Source organism: Marinomonas rhizomae (genome assembly GCF_003315485.1).
GTDB lineage: Bacteria > Pseudomonadota > Gammaproteobacteria > Pseudomonadales > Marinomonadaceae > Marinomonas > Marinomonas rhizomae.
In genome coordinates, this window is the sequence record NZ_QNSE01000001.1 from 117,309 (window position 1) to 136,234 (window position 18,926).

An 18,926-nucleotide genomic window follows, 5' to 3' on the forward strand; every position below is an offset into this window, starting at 1 on the left:
TCGTTATTTTTATACTGCTAGTTGGTGATTTTAGTGCTTTCAATACGAGCTTTAAGGTCAATAACACTTTGTGATAATGACCTTGTTTCAGTTCGTAAGCCTGCCTTGGCAATTTGTCCTGAAATATCGTGTTCTAGTAATTCTGGTAGCTCACGAGCCATGTCTAACAATTTGGTAAGATTCACTCCTGTATCTAAACCGATGGACTCCAACATATGTACAAGATCTTCTGTGCAAATGTTGCCGGTGGCTCCTGGTGCATAAGGGCAACCACCAATACCACCCAATGATGCATCTAATTGAGTGATACCTGCAGATAGACCAGCAAGCGCGTTTGCTAAGCCCATACCGCGAGTATTGTGCAGATGCAAAGTGACATCAAGGGATGGAAAAACATCGCGAACTTGCGAGCAAAGCTCATAGACTTGTCGTGGCGACGCCATGCCCGTGGTATCCGCAATCGAAATGCTCTGAATACCAATTTCAAGATATTGTTGAATGACTTCGATTACACGCTCTGGTGCAATAATGCCTTCAAAAGGACAACCAAAAGAGGTGGCTAATGAAGCATTAATTCCTATGCTACTACCTTTCATTAATTCACAAATGCGCTTGAATTGCGCCAAGGACTGCTCACATGTCATGCGCATATTCGACAGGTTATGTGATTCACTTACTGACATAACCAGGTTTACTTCATCCGCCTTGGTCGCTAAAGCTCGTTCTGCGCCTTTTTCGTTGGGAACTAAGGTGACATAAGTGATCTTGGGATTACGTGTAATGCTATTCATGACTTCTTCAGCATCACGTAAATTGGGGATAGCCTTTGGTGATACGAAAGAAGTCACTTCTATTTTATTGAGACCCAGTAAAGATAGCCTATCTATAATCTCGATTTTTTTATCTGTTGGAATAAAAAGCGCTTCACTTTGAAAGCCATCACGAGTCGCCACTTCGTTAATTCGTACCTTGGTTGGTAGGTTCTGCATAAACATAATAGGCCCCTAAATCACACCCTTGTCGCGTAGCATGGCAAGCTTGTCTTCGTCTATTCCAACTGAGCCTAAAATTTCGTCTGTGTGCTCACCCAGTTTTGGCCCTAACCATTGAGTTTTGCCAGGCGTTAGGCTTAATTTTGGCACTATGCCAGGAAGTGATATTTTATCGTCGCCAGCAAGTGGGTGTTCAACAATCATCTCTCGAGCATGAAAGTGTGGGTCGTTAAAAATATCTTCTGCATTGTTTATGCCGCTAGATGGCACGGCCGCTTTTTCCAAAATCGCAAGCGCATCTTTAAGAGAATGCTGAGATGTCCAAGCTTGAATGGCTTCATCTAGTTCGTCGGAACGTCTAGCTCGACCGTCATTTTGCGCTAACTCTGGGTCGTTCGCTAAATCTGTTCGCTCCATCGCATTCATCAAACGCTTGAAAATACTGTCACTGTTAGCGGCAATAACAATGTAGCGTTCATCTTTACTCATGTAAGAACCTGATGGTGCAATGCCTGGCATACTGGCGCCAGTTCGTTCTCGTATAAAACCGAACATACCGTATTCAGGGATCAAGCTTTCCATCACACCGAACACAGATTCGTATAAGGCAACATCGATAAACTGCCCAGTTCCTTGGTTCACTTTCAAGTGATGCATTGCCATCATGGCACCGATGACACCGTAAAGTGACGCAAGCGTGTCGCCAATACTGACGCCCACTCGAACAGGCGGTCTATCTGGATGGCCAACAAGATGACGTAATCCGCCAATGGATTCTGCTATCGCAGCAAAACCAGGGCGAGAAGAGTAAGGTCCATCTTGACCATATCCTGAAACGCGTAACATGATGAGTTCTGGTTTTATGGATGATAATTGATCCCAACCTAGATTCCATTTCTCTAAGGTGCCAGGGCGGAAGTTTTCGATGACGATGTCGACGTCTTTTACAAGGTCGTGAATGATGGCTTGTGCGTCAGTAGATTTTAGGTCAAGCGTGATCGATTTTTTATTGCGGCTCTGCGAATACCACCAAAGGGAAGTGTCCTTGTACATTTTGCGCCATTTGCGCAATGGATCACCACTTCCGGGCGGTTCAACCTTGATAACTTCTGCACCGAATTGCGCAAAAATGCTGCCAGCATAAGGACCAGCGATGAGAGATCCAAGCTCTAAAACACGCACGCCTTTTAGAGGCAGTTCTGTGTCGTTTTTGGAATCTGTATTAGATGACGAGTCGCGTTGGCTCATTCTCGTTTCCCTTAATTATTTTAATTGTTGGGGTCATTTTCTTTCAAAATAGAGTAAGAGAAAAGTACCTAAATGTTAGGTTGCCATCTCATTAGGATATGGCTGGAATGCTTTTCATCAGGTGGTACGCAAATGGGTTAACAAATGGTGGGCTGCATCAAGTAGCTGATCTGAGCTACGAACACATATTTTAAGTTCTCGATGCGCCCAGCTGTCTAGCAGCGGTAAAGCTTCTATCCGAGAGGCTTTAATATAAGGGCGGGCAATATCGATAGGCATAAGTCCTATACCAAGTCCTGATTCCACCATGCTGCAAAGTGCTTCATAACTGGTGACTTGAATGCGCATATTGAGTGGCTTATTGGCATTAGTCGAGGCATTGATCATTTGGTTGTTAATAGCACTTCCGGTATGTAAACCAACATAGTCATGCCCTAAGGTGTCTACAAAATTCACTTCTTTATACTGTCCAAGAGGGTGCCCTACAGGAGTGATGACCACTAGTCGATCTGTTTTATAAGGGTAGATAGAAAGGTCTGGGTATTCTCTTGAGGCGATGGTAACAATGCCAATGTCTGCTGCATTCTCTGCAACGGCACGAATGATTTCGCTACTGATCTTTTCTTCCAAATGAATTTGTACCAAAGGGTTTTGATTCAGAAAAGAGCGCAGCTGCTTAGGAAGGAATTGGCTAATGGCGGATATATTTGCCACCATTCGAACTTGTCCACGAACACCGTGAGAGAACTCATTCATTTGGTTATAAATGTCATCCAGTTGGTGCAGAACGCCCCGCGACATTTGTAACAAAGCTTGACCTGCAGGCGTGGCAACCACGCCCCGATTGGTACGCATCATTAATGGAGTATGAAGCAATTGCTCTAACTCCTTGATACGTTTTGATACGGCAGACGCAGCAATAAAATTCAATTCTGCAGCGCGAGCAATCGAGCCTTGTTCTATGACACAAACAAATAGTCTTAGGGAAGTTGGGTCAATTCGCATTTAGGGAGTATCCAGATATTATTATTTTTTAGTGTTTTTTTTATTTATGCTATTAAGCGCGCAAAGATCATATCTCATCTTGTTTTTTTCTCATAATATAGCGGCGTATTGGGCCGCAACTAAGCGCTTTTTTGAATTGTTTTTCACTTCTATTAATATTTCTAAAGGGTTATCACAATATGGTCTTCGAAGAGTATTCTCAGGTAATAAAAGAGTTTCAGCATGAGGAGTCATTATCGTTAACAGATCGTTTCGATGCAGTGTGTATGGCGCAGGATGCTCTGATTGCAAAAATTGTTGAGCAAGGTGCCGTGATTGCAGGTTGGAAGATTGTAGATAAAGACGGCGTGATTATTATCTCTCCTATTTTTGACTTCCAAGTATTTGCTAATCTTGGCGACACCTTTGCACATCAAGCATGTCGCGGTACTGAGTTAGAAGTGTGCTTTCAATTAACTGTACCAAGTACGACTGATGCAGTGAATGAGTTGATTAATGAACTGGTACCTTTTGCGGCTGTTGAATTGATTCGCGCAGAGATTCATCCGACTAATCATTCAGCGTGCGACTTTTACTTTAACTACGGTGTGTTGGTTTCTCCAAAAACTGTCACTGGTGAGTTACTTTTTGAAGGTGGCAATCAAGATTATATATTTACGGCTGAACTGGATCAGCTTCTAGCGGCAAAGAAAGAGGTCGTTAAGAAAGGCATACTGCAATGTATTCAGCGCGGCTATGGTAATAAAGACTACTTTTTTATTACTGGAACTTTAAATGGATTAGTGCCAGCCGCTGAGTCTTTAGGTGTGAACCGAGTTATGAATCAGGGGGAAGTGATTATTCAATTTGAGATAGTCTAATAGCTTCATTAACTGTGTTTTTGCTTGATTAAAATCTTAGTATTTAATGATAAAACTTAGCCCGTATTGCTGTTTTAGTGTTTTTTTACGATTATTTCTCACGTTTATCTGCGGCTTAGAATAGTATCTGAGGCTAAGAATTGTAACTTAGGCTTTAAATACCCTGATTCAAGCTGATATATAACGGAATTTTGAATGACAACGAAATCACACAAAAATAATAGCTTTCTTAATGCTCCTTTACCCTTTGTGTTCCTCAAAACGGCCGCTCCCATTATTTTGATCATGATGGTGAATGGTTCATTTGCGCTGGTGGATGCGTATTTTCTTGGCGTATTTGTTGGCGCGGAGGCGCTGACTGCGGTGACCTCTATGTTTCCTGCTTTTATTCTGATCGTTGCTTTATCAACGCTTGTATCGAATGGTTTTGCCAGTTTGATGGCTCGGCAATTAGGCGCAGGAAATAGCTCCAGTGCCGTGGAAGTATTTTCCCAAGCGATAAGTTTGTCTTTAGTGGTCTGCATTGTATTGATTGGCTTGTTTTTACTAGGCGGACACGCATTGACTGATGCTGTGAGTAATGGCTCAAATAAGATTGCCGATATGAGTTATCGATATATTTCGATTTTGATCTTCTTCTCTCCCTTGGTCTTTGTTTTGGCTATTAATGGTGACAGTTTACGTTGCGAAGGGCGTGTTTCTTTCATGGCGTCGGTCTCTATTTTGTCAGTGTTACTGAATGGTGTATTTAACTATTTTTTAATAGTTGGTTTGAATTGGGGAGTAGAAGGCTCAGCTTATGGTACGGTTTTGGCACAAGCTGCTTCTTTAATTATGGTCTTTTACTATCGGAAATATCAGAAAAACGAGCTGAAACTTCAGATTGTTCTGTTGTCAAAATCGCGACAACATTGGCTCACGTTTTTGTCCTTGGGTGCGCCTTCTAGCTTAAATTATATCGGTCTAGCATTAACATCTGGCGCCATCTTATATAATTTGCAAATTTGGGATGCTGATAATTATGCAACGACAGTGGGCGCTTATGGTATTATCACGCGTTTAATGACGTTTATTTTCTTGCCTTTGCTTGGGCTTAGCATGGCGTTTCAAGCGATTGTCGGAAACAACTTTGGAGCGAATGAGTTGGGCCGGGTAAATGTCAGTATTAAAATTGCTCTTACAATTGCCTTTGTTTATTGTCTGTTATTACAGACGATAGCGTTTGTTTTTAAACGGGATTTAGGGATGTTGTTTGTAAGTGATCAAGCTGTAATTAGTGAAGTGGTACGAATTTTACCGTTTTCTACTTTGGCGCTTTTTCTGGTTGGTCCGCAAATGATGATTAGCATGTTTTTTCAAGCCATTGGTGATGCAAAAAGAGCGGGAATTTTAGGCATAATGAAAACCTATGCCTTTTCTTTACCGTTGATTTTTATCCTGCCTTATTTCTTTGCCGAGTGGGGAATTTGGTATGCCGCTGCGAGCACTGAATTTCTCGCTTTGTTACTGACTATCTTTGTATTAAGTCAGCGAAATCGAACTCAAAACACAAGTTTTGGATTGTTTTTTAAAGAAACACAATGAGTTTTTAAAATACTCATTGTGTTTCTTGTTCTTAAAGGTTCCCAACACCACCATCTATGAGCAGTTCCGATCCAAGCATATAAGAGGATTCATCAGACGCCATGAAAACAGCGGCTTTTGCCAGCTCCATTGTGGTTCCCATTCGGTTAAGTGGAATGAGTTTTTTGATCTCTTCACGCAAAGCGTCTTCCTTTTCTTTGGCTAAGCCAAACTTCTTTAGCGCATCGGTTTGAGTTGGGCCAGGACTTAACGTATTGACTCGAATACCTCTGTCTTTTAATTCACCTGATAAGGTTCTAGCTAACGAAATAAGTCCTGCTTTACTGGCGGAATAAACGCTACTTTGAGGTAAACCAATTTGCGCCGAAACACTGCCACAAAGAATGATAGACGCCGAATCTGATAGCATAGGTAAAAGCGCTTGAATGAGAAAAAATGGCCCTTTTAGATTAGTGCTCATAACTTGCTCGAAGCTACTTTCATCCCATTCCTCTAGCGGTTTATGTGTTACGTCCCCAGCATTGATGTACAGAATATCTAGCTTAGGAAAGGTTTTAGACAGTTGCATGGTTAATTTTTCTTGATCAGCTAAGGTGCCAGCGTCACTTTTTATAGTTAGAACCTTGCCTTCCAATTTATTGGAAACAGATTGTAATCCCGCTTCGCTTCGTCCAGTGACCGCTACATGAGCGCCTTCCTGTAAAAATTGTCGAGCGGTTTCTAAACCTATGCCTGCTGTTCCGCCAGTAATTAATGCATATTTACCTTCGAGTCGTTTCATTTGTATGCCTCCTTGAAGTTTGATGTGTGTCGAGGCATTATCTTTTTTTTAGTATGCTTTAAATAGTAGGTACCAATAAGGTACTAAGGAGATTGTTGATAATGGCCACAATATTTACTCATTTAGATGACAAATGTCCTATGGTGGATTTTGTGAATCTTGTCTCGGGGAAGTGGGCGATACCGATTCTTTATCGCCTGATTGTGACGGATGATGTTATTCGCTTTGGAGCCTTACAAAGAGCGATTGCCCCGATTACTCAGAAAGAATTAACCAAGCAACTGCGTGCCTTTGAGACTTTAGGTTTAGTGGATCGCACGGTGTATCCCGAAATGCCGCCACGAGTGGAATATCAAATTACTGAATTAGGGAAAACCTTAAAGCCCACGTTGGATTCGTTAGCCGATTGGATGCGAGAACACAGAGAGCAGCTAATGCAAGCGAGTGAAACTAACTCGATTAATTTATAACATCATCGACATAGTTGACTGTTTTAGAGTTAGGGATTGTTGATAATTTATACAATCGACTATGTCTTAAGCTGGTCTTGATTTGTCTTTACTAGCTCTGAAAGAAAATCCGCGACAGCGCGAATGCGTTTTGATTGGGTTAAATCGGTTTGGATAACCAAGTAAATATCTTGATTGATCTCTGGTATGTCTGCGAGGCAAACAAGCTTAGTGGGCCGAGCAACTGGGTGTGGCAATATCGCCATGCCGATTCCCGCCAGACAAGCACTGACTTGGGTCGCCACGGATGTGGTGGTGATAATAGGTTCTTTTCCGGCTAATTGATTAGAGATCCATTGTGCCGCAGGCAAATGCTCGTAATGTTCTCCCCATTGAATAAAGTTGTCATTATCATGATTGCGTTCCTTTTGGTAATGAGTACTACAGTAGAGTCCGTAGCCTAGCGTGCCGACACGTTGGAAGCTGACATTACCATTGGTTGGACGCACCATACGTAAGGCGAGGTCTGCATCGCGACGATGTAAATTGGCGGTATGAATGTCGGTGACAATATCGATATGTAAGTTAGGGTAAGTTTTCTGAAAACGGCCTAGTGCTGGCAAAATGAGGTGAGTGGCAAGGTTTTCCGCCGTGGCAACTTTGACTCTTCCGGTCAGTTGAGATTCCTTCTCTGCACTCTTGGTAAACGCAAAAGCCGCAGTTTCCATTGCTTCTGCTTTACTTAGGAGACTTTTGCCTTCATCCGTTAGTTGATAACCCGTCTGAAAACGCAAAAAGAGCGGTGTTTGTAGGCTGCGCTCAAGACGTTCTATTTTTCGCGATAGCGTAGCAATCCCCATGTCTAAAGATTTTGCCGCTACGGTTAATGTGCCGCAGCGTGCCAGTGCCAAAAAGGCTTTGGTGTCGTCCCAAATCATCTCATTCATAAACTATTCCACTAAAGCTATTTTTCAATATTGAAAAATGGATTCTCTATTTTATCTAAATATTCCGATTGTAAGAAATGACATAGTAACAAGCAATGCAATAAGAGTCGTTTAATGAAATGTTTAGGAGAGAAAAATGAGTGAAGATCGCTATCAATTAGGTTTGAAAAAGCTCGCTGAAATAGACGGTGAACAAGGGCAGAAAGTCGTCGATGCACTACAACCTATCGCGCCAGAATTCGCTACCTTGATGATCGAGTTTGGTTTTGGTGATATTTATAGCCGCTCTGGTTTGGATTTGAAGTCTCGTGAAATCGCCACAGTAGCGGCATTAACTGCATTAGGCAATGCTGCACCACAACTTAAAGTCCATCTCCATGCCGCTCTGAATGTTGGCTGTTCCCCAAAAGAAATTGTCGAAGTATTGATGCAAATGGCACTTTATGCGGGTTTTCCAGCCGCGTTAAATGGCCTTTTTGCCGCCAAAGAAGTGTTTGACGAGAGAGGCATTGATGTGACAGACGGGTCTGATAAGTAGCTTGTTAGTAAAAGAAAAAGGGCTATCTATGAATTAGAGAGCCCTTTCTGGTGAGATTCTATAATCGATATCTAATGGTTACTTAACGGCTTTAGCGTTAATGCTCAATGCCATAGCTTCGGCGATTTTTATACCGTCGATAGCCGCTGACATGATACCGCCAGCATAGCCTGCGCCTTCGCCGGCAGGAAATAAACCTTTAGTGTTGATGCTTTCTAGGCTGTCATTATCACGCTTGATGTTAATTGGCGCTGAGGTACGTGTTTCTACACCCGTTAATAAAGCATCGTCAAAGGCAAAGCCTTTTATCTTTCTGTTAAATGCGGGAATGGCTTCACGGATGGCCTCGATACAAAAATCGGGCAAGGCATCAGCTAGGTTGGTCAGCTTAATACCCGGTTTGAAAGAGGGGGCTACTGTACCCAGTTTTTCTGGTGTTTCGTTACGTAAAAAAGCACCGACGGTTTGAGCTGGTGCATCGTAGTTACTGCCACCCAATTCATAGGCAAGGCTTTCTAACTTGCGTTGGAATTCGATACCAGCAAGCGGGCCACCTGGATAATCGGAAGGATCAATACCCACCACGATAGCGCTGTTGGCGTTACGTTCGTTTCGAGAATATTGACTCATACCATTGGTCACAACACGATTTTCTTCCGATGTAGCGGCAACTACCGTTCCGCCAGGGCACATGCAGAAGCTATAAACGGAACGACCATTTTTACAGTGATGGACCAATTTGTAATCCGCCGCACCAAGAATTTCGTTACCCGCATTTGGACCAAAGCGTGCTTTGTCGATAGACGATTGCTCGTGCTCGATACGAAAGCCAACCGAGAAAGGTTTGGCTTCAATATAAACGCCTTTGTTGTGCAACATCTCGAAAGTGTCACGAGCACTGTGGCCAATGGCGATAGCAATATGCTTAGAATGTAGTTGCTCGCCATCGGCAAGCGTAACGCCAGTGACTTGGCCATTTTCAATGTGCAAATCATCCACGCGACAACTGAAACGAATCTCGCCGCCTAATTCAATTATTTGCGCGCGCATTTTCTCGACCATGGCGACCAGTTTAAAGGTACCAATGTGTGGCTTACTGACGTAAAGGATTTCATCTGGCGCGCCAGCGGCGACAAATTCGTTAAGTACTTTACGGCTGTATTGTTTAGGGTCTTTTACTTGGCTATAAAGTTTACCATCGGAGAAAGTTCCCGCGCCGCCTTCACCAAACTGTACGTTAGATTCAGTATTCAGAATTTTTTTACGCCAAAAACCAAAGGTATCTTTGGTACGCTCACGTACTTCTTTACCTCGTTCCAGCACGATTGGCTTGTAACCCATTTGCGCTAAAACCAAGGCGGTTAATAAACCACAAGGGCCAAAGCCAATCACAATAGGACGTTCAGTCAAGGTTACTGGCGCTTGCGCCACTGGATGATATTCTAGATCTGGTGTGACTTTCACTTGCTGATGATCCGCAAACTTGCTCAAGAGCTCAGTGTTGCATGTCGTTTCAACATCTAAAGTATAAATCAGCATGATGTTGGTTTTTTTACGCGCATCGTAGCCACGACGAAAAACGTTGAAGCTAACGAGTTTCTCCACGGGAATCTCAAGCATGGATAAAATTGCGTTTTCTATTGCGCTAGCGTCGTGATCAAGCGGAAGTTGGATATTGGAAAGTCGTATCATAGGAATCAATAGTTAGAATGCTGGGTTAATGGCTAATAGCGGGGATAATACGATATTTTCGTTGAAAAAGCTGTTCTCAAATGACTACTAAGCACTTTTTCTGACTGGATAGGTATTATGGCTTGAATGGCAAAAAGAGGAAGACGAATAGATAAAGAAGGTGTATTTTTTGCAAGAAGCGTTTACGGAGTTACATACGTCTATTAATGAGAGGTTTTTAATGTCTTCTATCACTTTTCGTACTCTAGTTTTATCAACTGCACTATTAACGAGCGGCTTTTCGCTCTCCGCACTTGCACAAGAATCTGATTACTCGGCTAAAGACTTGAATGAACAATTGGTTATGTCCACCTTGTGGATGCAAGCCTCAGCTGAATATAAAGCATTGTCTTATCAAGCATTTAATTTGGCAAAAATGCAATTTGATCAATACGTCAGCCAACATAAAGGCAGTAAAAAAATTGCGGTGATTGTTGATGCTGACGAAACGGTTATCGACAATAGTGGTTATCAGGCTTGGTTAATTGGCAAAGATTTTGGTTATTCAAGCAAAACATGGGGGGAATGGATGGACGCTGCAAAGGCCAAAGCCATGCCAGGCGCGACTGATTTTTTAAGCTATGTAGCCAGCAATGGAGCGGAAGTATTTTATATTACCAACCGTAAAGCATCAGGTTTAGAAGGCACGCGTAAAAACTTAATCGCTCTGGGATTTCCGAATGTAGATGACGCACATTTGATGCTTAGAGAAACGACCAGTAACAAAGAACCTCGTCGTGATGCTGTTGCTAAACATTATGATATAGCGTTACTCATGGGAGATAATTTAAACGATTTTTCGAACGATTTTAGAACCAAAAGCCTAGCGGAAAGTAACGCGGCGGTTGAGAAAAATAAAGCGCTGTTTGGTACAACATTTATCATGTTACCTAACCCGGCTTACGGTGATTGGGAAGGTAAAGTTTATGATGGGAATTGGGGCGCTTCTGCAGCAGAAAAAGATCAAATGCGTAAGTCTAAGCTTAAAGTATGGCAGCCTGCGAAGTAGCCTTTGTACTTTTAATGTAAGAAGCTGATTAAATAGTTTAGTCATTAAAAAGCCGCTTATCTGAATGGATAAGCGGCTTTTGTCTATTTTAACTAAAAACTGGATCAAAACATTCCGAGAATGTGCCACCAGAAGAAGTTCAGTGGCAACAGTATCAGGCTTGTCAAAATGAAGGTCATCAAACAGACTTTAGTGACAGCGCTGATGGATAAATTTCCCAATGCAATTGCGGTAATCAGTGGTGGTGCCTGATAGGGTAGCAAGACATTGGAAAAAGCCAATACTTGCGTCATCAGCACGGCATGATTAGAAAGTCCCGTAATGTTAGCGAGATGCTCTGCCATGGGCGTCATAATGGCGGGAACACCGGCCAAATTGGTTACTACAGCTACGCAAGTGGAAATAAAGGTTAACAAGCTCAAATTCAGTAGAGGTGAATCTTTAGCAAAAGGAATCACTTCCGTTAAATAGTTCACTAAGATATTACCAAGACCTGAATAGGCAACGATTGCGCTTAACCCAATAATTCCTGCCGCAAATAACAAGGTGCCGTATTGAATGTCTTTGTCGATGCTATTTTTTGCCATTAATCCAAGGCTTGGTAATAGGCAAGCTAGAGCGGCAATAAGTCCAACCCAACCAGCGGAAATATGATGTAGCGAGTCAGTAAACCAAAAAATAAAGCACACGCAAAGTACAATCAAAAGACGTGTTTCTATTGTCGTTATGGCTGACTTTTCAATGGTTGCTTGTATTGCTTGACTTGGCGCTTTATCTGGAAAAAGCCACAGAATCACACCAATGGTCATGATTAATTTTCCTAGCCCCAAAACAGGGAAGTGCAAAAGTAAATACCCTCCATAAGAGAAAGGCATGTTGTAGAGAGTTTCGGTCATGCCCGAAAGTAGCATGTTAGGAGCGTTGGCAGGCAGGATAGAAAAGGCAGGTAAAAAGGTTCCGAATGCGGCGGCTAACAACATCCCCTTTCGACCATTGGAATTTTGGTCATAACCAAAGTGATCGGCAAGAGACGCGATGATTGGAATGATGAGTACAATACGACTCACTCCAGATGGAATCAAAAACGCCAATCCCATCGCAAACAGAGCAATTTTAATAATAGTGCCTTGGTAACTATTGCCCAAAATAAGCATTAGTAATCGGGTTGCGCGTGAATTGATCCCAGTGTGATTAATGGCCGCACCAAACACCATACCGCTGAATAGTAGCCAAAATGTCGATGATTGAAAGCCTGCAAATATCACCTGTGTTGGCGCCAGCTGTGTTGCTGTAGCAAAAGCAAATAACCCCAGTGCAGGCCAATAGGCGGGTACCAAAGACGTTGCCCAAAAAGCAATACAAATAAACAACAACCCAGCGGTCAAAGATTGGGTTAGTGTCAGAAATTGATAGGAAACAGCGCCTACGACAAATGTCGTCGCTAAGATGAGATAAAGCGGCCAGTGTGGTTTACTTGGGGGTTGCTGGTGAGTCTTTTTAGCTTCAGTTGTTAATGTCGCAGTTGAATTGCTTTGATTTGTCATAAAAAGTTCCAATAGACGATTAGAGCACGGCAAAATGAGTGTAGAGGCAGCGAATCATAGTAGCAGTTTTGAGCTCAAGCTGTTTACTACCGACTATGCTTTGTCTCTTATTTGTTTGGGTGTAAGGCTGATGATATCGTACAACTTCAAGTCGACTTGAGGTCAAGAGATATTTATGGATATCGCTGAAGTAGCTAAACGTTCTGGTGTATCAGCTTCTACACTACGCTTTTATGAGGAAAAAGGGCTAATTAGATCGGTTGGCCGACGTGGTTTGCGTCGGGTATTTGACGCAAATATACTGGAGCAACTGGCACTCATTGCGTTAGGAAGAGCATCTGGTTTTTCGTTAGATGAAATTGCAGGTATGTTGGGGTCTAAAGGACAACCAAATATTGATAGAGAATTACTGATAAGTAAGTCAGAGGAGTTGGATAAAACGATTCAAAAATTGACCGCGATGCGGGATGGTCTTCGACACGCTGCAGTTTGTTCTGCACCAAGTCATATGGAGTGTCCGACATTTCGACGGCTACTTGGCTTAGCTGCATCAAGTGCTATTAATGGGGAAGGAGTGAAGAAAATATCTAAAAAGCAGCGTTTAATTGATTATAAAATCACTCAGGGAAAGTAGGACTAATAATTAAGTAAAACAATTAGGCAAAAATCATCACCTAATTGTTTTGCTTATAGCAGGTAGACCAAGGTCACCGATTTAATTAGCGAAGATTCACGGCGGTTGCTTCGTCAAACCCTAACATGATATTTAGGTTTTGCACGGCGGCGCCAGATGCACCCTTGCCAAGGTTATCTAGTTTGGCAACTAGTATGCCTGACTTGTTACCCGGTTCACTTAGAACCGATAGCTCGATTTGGTTGGTATCTTCAAGACCGTGTGGCGTTAAGAATGGCGCTGCGTTATCTGTAACCACATTAAAGTCATTAACGGTTACAAACGTATCCTTGGCATACACTTCGGCCAATTTAGCTTGTAGCTGTTCCATAGTGGCATCGCCTTTTAGCTGAATTGGCAAGAAGGTCAACATTCCTTGGCGGAAGCTACCTACACTAGGAACGAAAATCGGCGTGTTATCTAAGCCAGACCATTTTTTCATTTCAGCAAGGTGTTTGTGGTTAAAAGACAAACCGTAAGCGCCAAAAATAGGGGCGTTGTTGGTACTTTCATAGCGATCAATCAGCGCGTTACCGCCACCACTGTATCCAGATACGGCATTGATGGAGTAATCATAAGATGCGGATAGTAACCCCGCTTCAATCAAAGGTTTCAGCAACAAGACCGCGCCAGTAGGGTAACAACCAGGGTTAGATACAAACTGTGCGTCTTTAATTTTGTCACGTTGCATGCCATCAAGCTCAGGCAAGCCGTATACCCAGCCTTCGGCGACACGATGGACAGAACTGGCGTCCAAAATACGACAACCTTCTTCTTTTGCCAAAATAACACTGTCTTTAGCAGCATCATCAGGTAGGCAAAGTACTGTTACATCCGCTTCTTTCATCAAACGGCGCTTTTCTTCTACATCTCGTTTTTTGTCTTGATCAATACTGATGATTTCAATACTTGGGTGGTTGATTAGACGATCTTTTACTTGAAGGCCGGTTGTGCCTGTTTCGCCATCAATAAATACTTTTTTCACAGCGTAATTCCTTACTGGGAGTCTTAATCAAAGTAAAAGCAGGGCGTTTTTATAGCGATCCTGCTTTTTATCGAATGTTTGAAAGATGTTTCTATAGTTGGCAAATAGTGTAATGCATCAGAGTGCAGCTGAATAGTTGCTAGAAACGCTTAATATCTAAAAATGCGTTTTTATCCTGGTTGGGTTCCCGTTGATTTGATAATGCACCAGCTCGTGAGAGTTGGTTGTGAATCTGCAACAGGTTACACTTTCAGTCTCTTAAATTAGCTATGTGTTTTTATGAAGAAATCCGATAAGAAAATTGATAATGCACTTCGTGAAGCATTAACGAATGTGTGTGAAATAGCGCTGGATTCCGTGGAAGGTTTTGTCTGGCTAACGCATTTAGTTAATTACAATGCGTTTCCTAACTCACTCAAGGTAGTGTGTGTTTTTGAAACTGACGAATTATTGTCTAAAGCCATTGAAGATAAGCAAGATGATTATTTTTATACGCTTATTAATAATGAGTTAAACAGCATAAACATCAAGCTAAACCAGCTTCGTCAGCAAGTTAGCTTTGATACAGAAGAAGCCTGCGAGCGTTCCCATGCAGGAAAATGGAATGAACGCCTCGCTAAGCTGCAAAGTAAAGTAACGCTCCATTAATGTATTTAGCACTAACTTGCTTGGTGCTAAATACGAATATTTTTAGTCATCTACTTGAGCTTGAATGTCTTTCATAGCTTTTTGAAGTTGTGGGTTTTTCTCTTCAAGGTATTGCTTTAGGCGAGCGATGAATTTGTTGTTCTCATGGAAGGGCACACCTATCTGATGAGCGTCGGCGACTTCTACCATGGATACTTTATCGTGTTGGTTAAACACGTCAATCATCTGTTCTGCCTTATGGTGCGATATGCCTAGTGCCTCAAATGCAGAGCGTCCCATACGTAGGCTACTGTCGTAATTTTCTCGAATAATGTCTCGACAACCCGACGCCCACAAATCATAAACGTGATTATTGTCAAAAGCTCTTGCGATAACATGCAGTTCTGGGTGATGTTCTTTAACGTACTTGACGAGCTTGGTAATTTGCTCTGGGTTGTCAATGGCGATAATGAGCAGCGAGGCTTCATCTATACCTGCTGCTTTTAGTAAATCTGGTCGCGTGGCATCACCAAAGTAATTGTTAACACCAAAACGTTCCAGTGCCCGAAGACGCTTAACGCTGAAGTCGATAACTGTTGAGTGATACCCGGCTAGTCGTAAAAGACTGTCTATTGTGCTCCCCATTCTCCCTGAACCTGCAATAATGATTTTGTTGTCGTCGGGTATATCATCAGAAGCTCCAGCGGTTCGATCTGCAGCGTATCTAGGGGCAATAATACGATCATAGATAATGAACAAAATCGGTGTTAGTAGCATGGATAATGCGACTACTAGCAGCAATATATCAGCAACTTCTTGCGAGATCACTGCATTACTAACGGTAAAAGAAAGTAAAACAAACCCAAATTCCCCTGCTTGAGCTAGGCTTAGTGCAAACAGCCACTTGTTCGAGCCGCGAATTTTGAACATACGTCCCAGTATAAAAAGTGCGGTGGTTTTTAGTAAAATCAATCCGATGGTTAAGCCAAGAATGGACAAAACGTGATTGAACAATAAAGTGAAATTGATGCCTGCGCCAACGGTCATAAAGAATAGGCCTAGCAACAAGCCTTTAAATGGCGCAATGTCGCTTTCGAGCTCATGACGGTAAGGGGAGTTGGCGAGCACCACACCGGCTAAAAATGCACCTAAGGCAGGAGATAAACCAACCAATGACATGAGTAACGTCGTACCGATAACAAACATTAGTGCAGTCGCGGTAAAGAGTTCTCTTAACTCTGCAACTGAGATAAAACGAAAGATAGGTGTTACTAAGAAGCTACCACCTAATACTACTGTTGCAATGGCTCCTACGGTGACTAACGCAGTTTGCCATGACTCTAATCCCTCTACTAATGAAACCGAATGACCGTCGGCCTGTGATATATCAGCCGCATGACTCAAGGATTCAATGAGTTCTGGTGTCGCAAGTAAAGGAATAAAAGCCAACATCGGAATAACAATAATATCTTGTGCGAGCAGCACTGCAAAAGAAGATTGACCACCATCTGATTTCATCAAGCCTTTTTCTGTTAACGTTTGAATGACGATGGCGGTTGAAGAAAGCGCGAGGACTAAGCCGATAGCTAGGCTAGTGCGCCATTCTTGATCTAATAGCATCCCTAGCCCCATAATTAAAAGGGCGGTTAGCATAACTTGTCCGCCCCCCAAGCCTATTAACTTAGACTTTAGGGCCCAGAGCTTTTTAGGGTTTAGTTCTAATCCAACAAGAAATAGCATCATAACCACGCCAAGTTCTGCAAAGTGCTGGATAGAGGTGATGTCTACTTCTAATAGCGTCAGTATTGGGCTGATAATCACTCCCGCTAGCAGATAGCCTAATACAGAGCCGAGCCCAAGACGTGATGCAATAGGGACAGAAATGACTCCTGCAACCAGAAAGATAAAGGCTAGCAACAGCGTATCAGTCATTTCATTTTTTCCTTTTCTAATAAATCAGTAGGATAGCTAGGCGGCTTATTGTTGTGTTATTGCATATCACAAATGGATTGAGCGAACTGGTCGACACGCTTCCAATCGGTAAATTCTATATTGGTTTTTGGGTCGGTCGGTCCTTTAGTCATCCACATAATAAAACGGATCATATTGCGGTCGATAAAACCGTACTTCGGATAATTTAATTTGCCTGCAAAAACCCCTTCTAAGTCTGGTTTCCAATCCAATTGGGCTAACAGTTTAAGGATGTAGGGATTCGTACTAGGTTGGCACTTTTCTGGTTTACGTGCCACAAGGTTGACAGTGTAAAAAGCACTTGGTTTGCTTTCTAACTGGGTTTTATTCTGCTCAATAAAATCGATTACCACTTTTTGATGTTTGCCATAGCGAATGCTGGCACCAATAACCACCTTGTCATGATTGGCTAGTGTGGCGGCCGTGGCTTCTTCCACTGGCAAAAGAGTGACTGAATGGCCTTGGCTCTCGATGAAAGTTTTCATCTTTAGGCTTATCTTTTTTGTGTGACCGTCTGTAGTTGAATAAATCAGTAAAGTATTAGACATGGTGATTCAGAAAAGCTGCCTCTGTTGGAGTGGAGTGAAAACGAATAGAGGGAGTTGTTATAAACACTCAAAGGGGAGCTGTAAAGGGGGATAGCCGTCGTTCTTGATTTTTATAGAATTCTAATCATAAAAAAGCAGGCTAATGAACATTAGCCTGCTTTCTGCTTTCTGCTTGCTGATTTGAGCTATTAATATTAATAGTTACTCGGCAGAGCTGTGTTTTCGAGCACGTATATCAGATTGTGCGCTGCGATAGAACTTTTCTTGCGGTTTAGATTTGGTTACTTGATCATCATCATTATCTTCATTGCGAAGTAACATGAAATCAGCCACGCGTTGCTCATCTAAGCGGTTCGCCTTAACTGCGCCTTTGATAGCACAATCAGGCTCACCTTGGTGATGGCAATCGCTGAAACGGCAGTCTTTTTCTAATGCGATAATGTCTGCGAAGTTCGCAATGGAACTGCTGTCGAATTCAGCAAGTTGTAATTCACGCATCCCTTTAGTATCGAGCAAAATAGCACCAGATGGCATGATCTTTAGTGCGCCAGAATCGCCAATGTTTCTTTGTGTTTTACCTTCCTCTGTGGCTTGCATCAAAGTATTTATCAATGCCGATTTACCAGAACCAACCGCACCAAGCAAAGCAATGGTTTTGCCTTTCTTAAGTAAGGGGGATAAACAGCGCAAGCTGCTAGCATCCAAAGCATTAACGGTTTCTACGATGAGTAACGGATCAAGCTTCTCAACTTGGGCACGCTTTTCAGCCGCATCATCACAAGTATCTGCTTTGGTCAAAATAACAACCGCATCAGCTTGTGCATTGTGAGTCAGTTCTAAATAACGTTTAATCAAGGTTAGGTTAAAATCTTGATTTAAGGCGCACATTAAAAATACCGTGTCTATATTAGAAGCGATACCTTCAAATACAGAGCTTGGTTCTAAAAGACGCAGGACGTTTTGTTCAGTGTCAGTAACAAGCCAATCACCGACTGCCATATTTGGCAAATCTGAATGGTTTTCTAAAGTGAAAAAACCGAACTCACTGACTAGTTCGTACTTGCTGTCTTGCTTAGAACAAATGCGTGCAATACGGTTAGATTCTAAATCATCCAATGATAACTGTTGTTGAAAGTAAGCTTGCCAGCCTAGGTCCAATAAAGTAAACGTGGCATCCATTAATATTACCCCAAGCGAAATACGCCATCGTAAAGAAGAAGCAATGCGCTTCAATTAGTATAACCGAACATAATCAATGACTGGTTATGTTCTAACCAAAAAATAACCTAAACACCAACGTTTTCTAAACCGTTTTATAAGGTGCTAATCCACGAGATTAGCATAGTGTGGAAGCACTACAAACAGAAATATTGCTGCTATAAAAATGGCTTATATTTGATGCTTTTATGTGAAAAAAGCTACAAAATATTTGTT

18 protein-coding genes are annotated in these 18,926 nt (G+C 42.3%); 7 read left to right on the forward strand and 11 right to left on the reverse strand.

Translation table 11 applies throughout. The annotated features are described in order from the left end of the window. Positions 1-17: 17 nt before the first annotated feature. The 3 genes from DFP80_RS00535 to DFP80_RS00545 form a co-directional block, all read right to left on the reverse strand. Positions 18-995, reverse strand: coding sequence for a hydroxymethylglutaryl-CoA lyase (locus DFP80_RS00535; protein WP_113914861.1), 978 nt, complete (start codon positions 993-995; stop codon positions 18-20). Between the two features lie 9 nt (positions 996-1,004). Beyond that, positions 1,005-2,240, reverse strand: coding sequence for a CaiB/BaiF CoA transferase family protein (locus tag DFP80_RS00540; RefSeq protein ID WP_113914862.1), 1,236 nt, complete (start codon positions 2,238-2,240; stop codon positions 1,005-1,007). Between the two features lie 117 nt (positions 2,241-2,357). Continuing rightward, the gene (locus DFP80_RS00545) at positions 2,358-3,245 is read right to left on the reverse strand and encodes a LysR family transcriptional regulator (RefSeq protein ID WP_113914863.1); all 888 of its coding nucleotides are present in this window, start codon (positions 3,243-3,245) and stop codon (positions 2,358-2,360) included. A 179-nt stretch (positions 3,246-3,424) separates the two neighbouring features. Here DFP80_RS00545 and DFP80_RS00550 point away from each other — a divergent pair, with 179 nt between their 5' ends. Continuing rightward, the gene (locus DFP80_RS00550; protein ID WP_113914864.1) at positions 3,425-4,105 is read left to right on the forward strand and encodes a hypothetical protein; all 681 of its coding nucleotides are present in this window, start codon (positions 3,425-3,427) and stop codon (positions 4,103-4,105) included. Positions 4,106-4,300: 195 nt separating this feature from the next. After that, on the forward strand, positions 4,301-5,689 hold the full coding sequence (locus DFP80_RS00555; RefSeq protein ID WP_113914865.1) for an MATE family efflux transporter: 1,389 nt from the start codon (positions 4,301-4,303) through the stop codon (positions 5,687-5,689). 31 nt (positions 5,690-5,720) lie between these two features. Here the strand turns inward: DFP80_RS00555 and DFP80_RS00560 are convergent, their stop codons facing one another. Then, positions 5,721-6,470, reverse strand: a complete 750-nt coding sequence (locus DFP80_RS00560) for an SDR family oxidoreductase (protein ID WP_113914866.1) — start codon at positions 6,468-6,470, stop codon at positions 5,721-5,723. 101 nt (positions 6,471-6,571) lie between these two features. Here DFP80_RS00560 and DFP80_RS00565 point away from each other — a divergent pair, with 101 nt between their 5' ends. Continuing rightward, positions 6,572-6,940: a winged helix-turn-helix transcriptional regulator gene (locus DFP80_RS00565; protein ID WP_113914867.1), complete on the forward strand. Its 369-nt coding sequence runs from the start codon at positions 6,572-6,574 to the stop codon at positions 6,938-6,940. Between the two features lie 59 nt (positions 6,941-6,999). Here DFP80_RS00565 and DFP80_RS00570 read toward each other — a convergent pair whose 3' ends face one another. Then, positions 7,000-7,866: a LysR family transcriptional regulator gene (locus DFP80_RS00570; RefSeq protein ID WP_113914868.1), complete on the reverse strand. Its 867-nt coding sequence runs from the start codon at positions 7,864-7,866 to the stop codon at positions 7,000-7,002. Positions 7,867-8,002: 136 nt separating this feature from the next. Here DFP80_RS00570 and DFP80_RS00575 point away from each other — a divergent pair, with 136 nt between their 5' ends. Beyond that, positions 8,003-8,404: a carboxymuconolactone decarboxylase family protein gene (locus DFP80_RS00575; protein ID WP_113914869.1), complete on the forward strand. Its 402-nt coding sequence runs from the start codon at positions 8,003-8,005 to the stop codon at positions 8,402-8,404. Between the two features lie 78 nt (positions 8,405-8,482). Here the strand turns inward: DFP80_RS00575 and DFP80_RS00580 are convergent, their stop codons facing one another. Next, a complete protein-coding gene (locus DFP80_RS00580) occupies positions 8,483-10,096 on the reverse strand; it encodes an NAD(P)/FAD-dependent oxidoreductase (RefSeq protein ID WP_113914870.1) in 1,614 nt (537 codons plus the stop codon). A 220-nt stretch (positions 10,097-10,316) separates the two neighbouring features. Here DFP80_RS00580 and DFP80_RS00585 point away from each other — a divergent pair, with 220 nt between their 5' ends. After that, positions 10,317-11,144: a 5'-nucleotidase, lipoprotein e(P4) family gene (locus DFP80_RS00585; protein WP_113914871.1), complete on the forward strand. Its 828-nt coding sequence runs from the start codon at positions 10,317-10,319 to the stop codon at positions 11,142-11,144. A gap of 104 nt (positions 11,145-11,248) precedes the next feature. Here the strand turns inward: DFP80_RS00585 and DFP80_RS00590 are convergent, their stop codons facing one another. Continuing rightward, the gene (locus DFP80_RS00590; protein WP_113914872.1) at positions 11,249-12,688 is read right to left on the reverse strand and encodes an SLC13 family permease; all 1,440 of its coding nucleotides are present in this window, start codon (positions 12,686-12,688) and stop codon (positions 11,249-11,251) included. Positions 12,689-12,863: 175 nt separating this feature from the next. Between DFP80_RS00590 and DFP80_RS00595 the strand changes: the two genes are divergently transcribed. Beyond that, positions 12,864-13,322: a helix-turn-helix domain-containing protein gene (locus tag DFP80_RS00595; RefSeq protein ID WP_113914873.1), complete on the forward strand. Its 459-nt coding sequence runs from the start codon at positions 12,864-12,866 to the stop codon at positions 13,320-13,322. Between the two features lie 85 nt (positions 13,323-13,407). On the opposite strand, the gene argC is transcribed toward DFP80_RS00595, so the two are convergent. After that, positions 13,408-14,346 (reverse strand): N-acetyl-gamma-glutamyl-phosphate reductase, encoded by a 939-nt coding sequence (gene argC, locus DFP80_RS00600; RefSeq protein ID WP_113914874.1) that lies wholly within the window; start codon positions 14,344-14,346, stop codon positions 13,408-13,410. A 279-nt stretch (positions 14,347-14,625) separates the two neighbouring features. Between argC and DFP80_RS00605 the strand changes: the two genes are divergently transcribed. Next, a complete protein-coding gene (locus tag DFP80_RS00605; protein ID WP_113914875.1) occupies positions 14,626-14,994 on the forward strand; it encodes a Fis family transcriptional regulator in 369 nt (122 codons plus the stop codon). A 42-nt stretch (positions 14,995-15,036) separates the two neighbouring features. On the opposite strand, the gene DFP80_RS00610 is transcribed toward DFP80_RS00605, so the two are convergent. The 3 genes from DFP80_RS00610 to rsgA form a co-directional block, all read right to left on the reverse strand. After that, positions 15,037-16,905 (reverse strand): cation:proton antiporter domain-containing protein, encoded by a 1,869-nt coding sequence (locus tag DFP80_RS00610; RefSeq protein ID WP_113914876.1) that lies wholly within the window; start codon positions 16,903-16,905, stop codon positions 15,037-15,039. Positions 16,906-16,961: 56 nt separating this feature from the next. Continuing rightward, entirely contained in the window at positions 16,962-17,492 is a 531-nt protein-coding gene (hemG, locus tag DFP80_RS00615) for a menaquinone-dependent protoporphyrinogen IX dehydrogenase (protein WP_113914877.1), read from the reverse strand. Positions 17,493-17,693: 201 nt separating this feature from the next. Continuing rightward, positions 17,694-18,671: a GTPase RsgA gene (rsgA, locus tag DFP80_RS00620; RefSeq protein WP_113914878.1), complete on the reverse strand. Its 978-nt coding sequence runs from the start codon at positions 18,669-18,671 to the stop codon at positions 17,694-17,696. Positions 18,672-18,926: the final 255 nt, after the last annotated feature.

What these genes read in the sequence shown, in the direction of transcription:
- DFP80_RS00590 (WP_113914872.1), bottom strand. Translation starts at nt 12,688, where the DNA reads ATGACAAATCAAAGCAATTCAACTGCGACATTAACAACTGAAGCTAAA.
- DFP80_RS00560 (WP_113914866.1), bottom strand. Translation starts at nt 6,470, where the DNA reads ATGAAACGACTCGAAGGTAAATATGCATTAATTACTGGCGGAACAGCA.
- DFP80_RS00555 (WP_113914865.1), top strand. Translation starts at nt 4,301, where the DNA reads ATGACAACGAAATCACACAAAAATAATAGCTTTCTTAATGCTCCTTTA.
- DFP80_RS00570 (WP_113914868.1), bottom strand. Translation starts at nt 7,866, where the DNA reads ATGAATGAGATGATTTGGGACGACACCAAAGCCTTTTTGGCACTGGCA.
- DFP80_RS00535 (WP_113914861.1), bottom strand. Translation starts at nt 995, where the DNA reads ATGTTTATGCAGAACCTACCAACCAAGGTACGAATTAACGAAGTGGCG.
- DFP80_RS00565 (WP_113914867.1), top strand. Translation starts at nt 6,572, where the DNA reads ATGGCCACAATATTTACTCATTTAGATGACAAATGTCCTATGGTGGAT.
- DFP80_RS00580 (WP_113914870.1), bottom strand. Translation starts at nt 10,096, where the DNA reads ATGATACGACTTTCCAATATCCAACTTCCGCTTGATCACGACGCTAGC.
- DFP80_RS00545 (WP_113914863.1), bottom strand. Translation starts at nt 3,245, where the DNA reads ATGCGAATTGACCCAACTTCCCTAAGACTATTTGTTTGTGTCATAGAA.
- DFP80_RS00540 (WP_113914862.1), bottom strand. Translation starts at nt 2,240, where the DNA reads ATGAGCCAACGCGACTCGTCATCTAATACAGATTCCAAAAACGACACA.
- DFP80_RS00610 (WP_113914876.1), bottom strand. Translation starts at nt 16,905, where the DNA reads ATGACTGATACGCTGTTGCTAGCCTTTATCTTTCTGGTTGCAGGAGTC.
- hemG (WP_113914877.1), bottom strand. Translation starts at nt 17,492, where the DNA reads ATGTCTAATACTTTACTGATTTATTCAACTACAGACGGTCACACAAAA.
- rsgA (WP_113914878.1), bottom strand. Translation starts at nt 18,671, where the DNA reads ATGGATGCCACGTTTACTTTATTGGACCTAGGCTGGCAAGCTTACTTT.
- DFP80_RS00605 (WP_113914875.1), top strand. Translation starts at nt 14,626, where the DNA reads ATGAAGAAATCCGATAAGAAAATTGATAATGCACTTCGTGAAGCATTA.
- DFP80_RS00550 (WP_113914864.1), top strand. Translation starts at nt 3,425, where the DNA reads ATGGTCTTCGAAGAGTATTCTCAGGTAATAAAAGAGTTTCAGCATGAG.
- DFP80_RS00575 (WP_113914869.1), top strand. Translation starts at nt 8,003, where the DNA reads ATGAGTGAAGATCGCTATCAATTAGGTTTGAAAAAGCTCGCTGAAATA.
- DFP80_RS00595 (WP_113914873.1), top strand. Translation starts at nt 12,864, where the DNA reads ATGGATATCGCTGAAGTAGCTAAACGTTCTGGTGTATCAGCTTCTACA.
- DFP80_RS00585 (WP_113914871.1), top strand. Translation starts at nt 10,317, where the DNA reads ATGTCTTCTATCACTTTTCGTACTCTAGTTTTATCAACTGCACTATTA.